Genomic DNA, 6,159 nt, shown 5'->3' with positions numbered 1-6,159 from the left:
TTTGTGGTTCCAGCCAAAACCTTTGACGTTCCGCAGATGCAAAAAGCACAGACCAAACCCCCAACTCCTCTTGGCCGTTGTCAGCGCGACAAGCCAATCGGCGATCAGCTCGTTCTCAGCTCTGAGCGTCGGCTGATATCGATAGCACGTCTCACTGATGCTGAATGCTCGGCAGGCCAAAGCAATGCTGACGGACCGGTGCCGAACCGCCCACTCGGCCATCTCTCTGCGTTGAGACGGCCTTACCACTTTTTTCCAAGCGCTTCCTTCAACAGGTCGTTTTGCATGCTCTTCTCGGCATACATGCGCTTGAGGCGCTTGTTTTCCTCGTCGAGCTCTTTCATCCGCGCCATCAGGCTCGCATCCATGCCGCCATACTTCGAGCGCCATTTGTAAAAGCTCGCCGAACTCATCCCATGCTCACGGCACAGATCCGCAACCGGCACACCGCCTTCGGCCTGTTTCAAAATACTCATGATCTGAGCGTCGCTGTATTTCGATTTCTTCATCAGAATCTCCTCTTTTATCTTTCGAGAAAATTCTACTTTCAAACGCCCCTAAATTTCGGGGGGATTACCGTTCCGGCTCAATCGGGAAGAGGGGCGACGGGCAAAGCGATGCAGGACGCCTTTGTAAAAAGCTTCAATGTGCACATGCGGGATGAGTGTTGGAATGAGGTCATGTTCGGAAATCTCGCCGAGGCGCGCCGGAGGATCGATACAACAGACATCGCTGGGCGGATTGGTTCCGGTCGTCTACGCCCAATATCCACCGTGCCAACCGACCTGCTGTGTTTGAATGGTCAGGATCAGGCACCTGGCCGCAAAATCTCAAACAACTGGCACCTATTCTGTTGGAATTTGCTCATTATATCCTTGTTTTGGTTCGCAGCACCCGCAGCAAGAACCACCCCTGATTCAAAAAGAATCCTCTCGTCATCAAACCCATAATAATTTGAAGACCCCAGATCATGCTCGCCATGGGAATATATTTGTCCAAAGCGTCGACAGTGAAAACGAATGGCCACAAAATCACCATCACCGCAATTAAAGGAACGGCGCAGACAAACTCGATAAAATAACGCAACCTGCCTGCTAGACGTCCCAGATGAACGGGTTTTTCAACTTTCTGGCCATGCGTATAGATAAGCTGCCCATCGTCTTCGGAAATGGTATCTTGCGCGTAGTTTTCGACCATTTCTTCTGTGACAGCATTATTGGCGCGTTTGAAATTCGACACCACAAAAGCAATCGCAGCAAGGGTTATTACGATAAAAAAAACTGATTGGATCAGGAAAGTTGCAATGCCTAAGGCGCTAAAAAGAAAAGGGATACTAGACATGGACAACATCCCGAAAACGAGAGATTCGCATCTTTTATTGGCCAGGAAGACGTAAAACGCCACATAAAGTGCTGCAAAGAAAACGGCAAAAATGACATTGAATGTCGTGAAGGCCCACTGGAACGCTTTTCCACCTCCGTTAGTTTCTGTAGCAAAAAAATACAGGCACAACAGATACGGCAAAATGGTCAGTGCGGACATTATGATGGGCGTAAACTTATAAATGACCGAATACTTATAAGTCGCATTGTCGTCGTCGCGTATACGCAGTTGGACTGTTCTCATGATTTTTAATAATTCTCTGGACGTTCTTTGCTGTGTGCAGAAAGAAGCAACGGTTATGGCAGGCCCAATTGACGGTTGATATAATCCATGATCCCTCTATCAATTTCCATCAGATAATCTGTTGGTCCCGTGATCCGTCCATCTCCTGGATTTGCATGGGTAACGAAATGGGCAGCATCGTTCGCCCATTCTGTAACGCGTTCCATTAGGGTTACGGCACCTTGAGCGACCCACTCCAACCCGCGTTCTACAATAGGTGTGAGGCCAATTAAGTTGGCGAGGGCGGTTATGGCGACCCCAACAAGAAGGCCGGTTCCTATGCCTGCGGCGGCGATGAGTAAGATCCCTCCGATCGTTGCTGCGGCGGTCCCTAACATAAAAGCGGCGACACCAGCTGCCATGCCGCCGACGATTGTCGAGATGGTGAGCGCCACCATATCAACAGCCAACACAGCAACGAGATTGGCCCAATCTCCCCTTTTGCTGGGATCTGCGTACCATTCAAGGAAATCGACAACTCCAACGATGATAAACCCGATCACAGGCGCCCCTTTGGCGGCACTCGCTGATCGGTCGAGGGCACCCTTGATCCCTGCGACCACTGTTGTCGCGCGCGATCTAGCCAGTGTTGCCGCGGCGCCGGCGACAAAGCTCCCTAGTAAGCGACTATGCCGGAAGGCCACAAATAGTACATTCGCAGAGTTTATGCCTATGCGGAATATTCCTGCACCCCCACGCATAAGGGTACGCAACCCACTACGAATGTCATTGTTGCGTATTAAGTTGGCCAATTCGGCCAAGACTGGCGATGTATCGGTGCCTGTCAGTCTGAGGTCTAAATATCCCTGTGACCAGGCATAAAGCCCTGAAAGACCCGCATTTTCGTCGATGATCTCAAGCGATGTGACCACTGTGGTGGCAATCCACCACAACGCTTGCTCGGGAGCTGTGTCAATGTCGAAATCTCCTGGGGGCGGCGCACTCCCGACCAAAGCAGCGGGCACTTGCAAGACCAGAGCGTCCTCAATTTCTGATAAGCTGCCACTTGCTGAGGAATCTGGAACCGGAATTTCGTTCACGGTTATACCAACGTCTTCTGGACGTGAAATATTCAGCTCCCCTAAGTTATCAATGATCGGAAATTGTGTGCCCGCCAAAAGAATATCTGCGCTACTTGTTGTGCCCTTTAACGTATTTTCAAGCTTGAAAACTTCGCCGTTGGGCAGGGGGCCTGTTCGCATACCGTTAATGGCCCCTTCAACGATAACATTGCTTCGCGGCATATCTGCTCGAAACAGGTTTCCTTGCAGACAACGTTGCAATGGATCATCACATTCAGCCAATTCATATCTCCAAAGTATTTAATGCAAACATCAATAGTCGGCGTGATTTGTCCAACTCGTGCTGCGGAGCCTTTAAAATAGTATGCGCTCTAGGGTCCCGTTCTGGAAGATTGTTCGTGATGTGACATGATAGAATATATCGTTCTATGGAACGCTCTTCTCGAAACCCAAGATCGCGCGCGTGAACTACCAGCCGACGAACCTTCTCCTCCGTGCCCGCTTCGGCTTTTCCCAAAAATTTCAAGACCTCTCCGTTTCCCAAGATCTCAGTTATGTTTTTGCAAAAAATATCAAGTTTGATCGCGCTCAAATCTCCAATAATATCTTCTATTCGTATTTCTAGATTCTGGCTTATGGCGCACCATTCCTTGGGGATTTTTAATATTTTAGCGGTATTTCTGTGGAGAAATAATGTGCTATGAATTCCTTCAAACATGCGCCAGAGCCAAGCTGACGGGGTTCGCGACTTCCTCTGGACCAATTTGACCAAATACCCGGCCTCCCAAAAACGATAGTAGATCCAACCACCACTCTTATCCCGAACGCGAGTGAACTTCCGGAAATGCTTCCAGACATCGTCGAACCCAGCGCGGGATCGTAGATATATTCCCGGCTCGTGATGCCACATATGCACCGTCGTCATCGTTTCCGGCATATCCGGCAGATGGCTGAACAAGCGGCGGACAAAGGGGCTGTCCGGGGAAAGTTCGAACAGGTAAGGCGCAACGTCTTTTTGCTCCTCAGCGGCGTCTCCTTTGAACAGGCAACGGAACGGCAGGCCGCAGTCTTCGAATTCGCTCAGGCCGGACTGGAACTTTCCTGCATCGAGGATCGCATAGGTTTTCATCGGTGGGACATATTCGACGCCGCCGTAATGCGCAATCTCTGCCTCGGTCGGTGCGGGCTGCCCGAAAAGCGGATCATAAAGTGCATCGGGCACATTTTTCATCGGCCAAACGTCCGATTGTCGGTCCAGCGGTTCGACGGGGAATTCGTCGAGGCTCAGGTAACTTTGCTGGTCGTCTGTGCGCGCGAAAGGTTCTAGAGTTCCCATTTCGACGGGATTTCCGGAATGAACGGCCGGTACCAGTGCGCTGAATTGTGGCGACGTGTCGTTCAGGTCTTCACAGGCCGGAGAGACGTTTTCTAATCGCACGAGCGTTAGGTCGCGGTGTAAAATCTCTGCCTCGACCCCTGAGCGATAGGTGGCATATCCATCGGCCCAAACAACGACTGTACTCTGGTGGAGAGCCCCAGAGCGATCATCCCGCAAAATGCAGTTACCAATCCATGCTGCGAATGAATTCATATTAAAACCCGTCTATATGGTCGGTAGATAGCATGGTAAAAGTCATTATAAGAAGGGGATAAACCGAAGTTCCATCCCCCTGTGTCGTTACACTTCATCCGTCTGCACCAAAGCCTTAGTGGCCAAATCCAGAGCATCTTTTGTCGTGGCGAGGCAATATTTGACCTCGCCCCACATTGTGGTTGGAAGCAGAAAGCGTGTTTCTGAGATTTCGACAGCATGGTTCGCAAGGAAATGGTTCATTCCATCAAGGCTAATTATCGCATTCACGATAATATCGACTTCATCCAGGTTCAGTAGACCCAAATCAGATGACAGACTGTCAGAAAGAAGCCTCCGCACCCTTCCAATCGAAATAAATTCGCTCTCCGGCGTTGGGCTGTCGAGATTTTGCTTCAGAGCGCGCGCATAGTTCCGAAACTCGGCTGCAAGGATGCGCCGCAGTGTTTGGCGTTTGGTTGCCAGCTGTCGCTCATGCGTCTCTCTGTCGTGCTTCGTTTGCCCTCAAAGTGCAGATGACGCCGAAAAAGCCGATGACCCCAACAATGGATGTCTGAAAGCGATCCAGCAACTCGATGACATCAATGACCGTCAAAATGAAATCCGTTCATGAAAAATACTTGGACCGAAAGCATGCATAACAGGATCGACACGGGCAAGCGTTTCCGCGGTCCTTGCCCATGCCTGTCTTCTGCCTGCTCAATCACGCGATTCCAAAAGACCCTCTAAGCTCTTGCGATGAATCAAGCGATCCCGGGCATGGCCATCATTTTCTTCGGGGCGTTGTTCAGTCAGCTTTCCGGCAGCGATCAACGTATAGATAGGCTCGCTTTGTCAGCTATTAGCCTCGTCGACACCCTTTGGGTTCCAGGCATATTCCACGTTTTCATGAAGCGGCGCACCGGCGCGGCGGGTGCAGATAAGGTGTTTGCCCTCTAGCGGCGGGCAAACCCGAGCCAGGGCAAAACGGCGCTCAAAGTGGACGTGTCACGGTTTGATGCCGCTCCTTTGATAGCCTTTACTGGAACAAAGGAGACTGACTATGGGACTGAAACGGACGGACGAATTTCGCCAAGATGCAGTGCGTATTGCGCTGACCAGCGGGTTGACGCGCAAGCAGGTGGCTGATGATCTGGGCGTTGGCATGTCGACGCTGAACAAATGGATCACAGCACACCGAGACACGAAGGTGGTTTCACAAGAGGATTTAGACCTCGCCAAAGAGAATGAGCGGCTTCGACGAGAGATCCGGCTTCTCAAGGAGGAGAGGGAAATCCTAAAAAAGGCCACCCAGTTCTTCGCGGGCCTAAAGCAATGAGATTTAGGTTTGTCGAGGAACACAGGAACCATTTTCCAGCCAACCGTTTATGCAGTGTCGTTGGCGTCAGCACACGTGGCTTGCGGGCCTTCCGTAGTCGCCCTGCCAGTCGCAGACAACGATCTGATATGGTCACGCTTGCACACATCAAAGAACAGTCCCGCCTGAGCCTTGGTAGCTACGGCAGGCCGCGAATGACCGAAGAGTTGAAGGAGATCGGTCTGGACGTCGGTCATCGCCGTGTGGGCCGCTTGATGCGCGAGAACGGCATCCGGGTCGAAAGATCGAAGAAATACAAGGTCACGACGGACAGCAACCATGCGTTCAACATCGGGCCAAACCTGCTGAACCGGGACTTCCACGCCGATCAACCGAACCAGAAGTGGGCGGGCGACATCAGCTATGTCTGGACGCGAGAAGGATGGCTCTACCTGGCTGTTATTCTTGACCTGCATTCTCGGCGGGTGATCGGCTGGGCAGTCAGCAATCGCATGAAACGCGACTTAGCGATCCGAGCATTGAACATGGCCATAGCTTTCCGGGCGCCGCCCAAAGGCTGCATT

5 protein-coding genes and 2 pseudogenes are annotated in these 6,159 nt (G+C 51.4%); 3 read left to right on the top strand and 4 right to left on the bottom strand.

Going from position 1 to position 6,159, the window contains the following annotated elements:
• Window positions 1-509 (bottom strand): annotated as a pseudogene (locus tag NH195_RS20835) (transposase); the annotation flags it as partial.
• Between NH195_RS20835 and NH195_RS21880 the strand changes: the two are divergent.
• The gene (locus NH195_RS21880; RefSeq protein WP_081423897.1) at window positions 417-950 is read left to right on the top strand and encodes an integrase core domain-containing protein; all 534 of its coding nucleotides are present in this window, start codon (window positions 417-419) and stop codon (window positions 948-950) included. The pseudogene NH195_RS20835 and the gene NH195_RS21880 overlap by 93 nt on opposite strands.
• Here the strand turns inward: NH195_RS21880 and NH195_RS11120 are convergent.
• From NH195_RS11120 to NH195_RS11110, 3 genes are all read right to left on the bottom strand, one after another.
• Window positions 868-1,542, bottom strand: coding sequence for a hypothetical protein (locus NH195_RS11120; protein ID WP_155846153.1), 675 nt, complete (start codon window positions 1,540-1,542; stop codon window positions 868-870). The two genes, NH195_RS21880 and NH195_RS11120, sit on opposite strands and share 83 nt — an antisense overlap.
• Window positions 1,543-1,679: 137 nt before the next feature.
• Entirely contained in the window at window positions 1,680-2,969 is a 1,290-nt protein-coding gene (locus tag NH195_RS11115; RefSeq protein ID WP_155846152.1) for a hypothetical protein, read from the bottom strand.
• 1 nt (window position 2,970) lies between these two features.
• The gene (locus NH195_RS11110; RefSeq protein WP_081423896.1) at window positions 2,971-4,278 is read right to left on the bottom strand and encodes a DUF4123 domain-containing protein; all 1,308 of its coding nucleotides are present in this window, start codon (window positions 4,276-4,278) and stop codon (window positions 2,971-2,973) included.
• A 738-nt stretch (window positions 4,279-5,016) separates the two neighbouring features.
• Here NH195_RS11110 and NH195_RS11100 point away from each other — a divergent pair.
• Both NH195_RS11100 and NH195_RS21185 read left to right on the top strand, forming a co-directional pair.
• Window positions 5,017-5,217, top strand: coding sequence for a hypothetical protein (locus NH195_RS11100; RefSeq protein WP_066706805.1), 201 nt, complete (start codon window positions 5,017-5,019; stop codon window positions 5,215-5,217).
• A gap of 103 nt (window positions 5,218-5,320) precedes the next feature.
• Window positions 5,321-6,159: pseudogene (locus tag NH195_RS21185) on the top strand (IS3 family transposase); the annotation flags it as partial.

It is taken from the genome of Celeribacter ethanolicus (assembly GCF_001550095.1).
GTDB lineage: Bacteria > Pseudomonadota > Alphaproteobacteria > Rhodobacterales > Rhodobacteraceae > Celeribacter > Celeribacter ethanolicus.
Note: the sequence above shows the minus strand (reverse complement) of the source record. Positions and strands in the feature narration are given on the sequence as shown.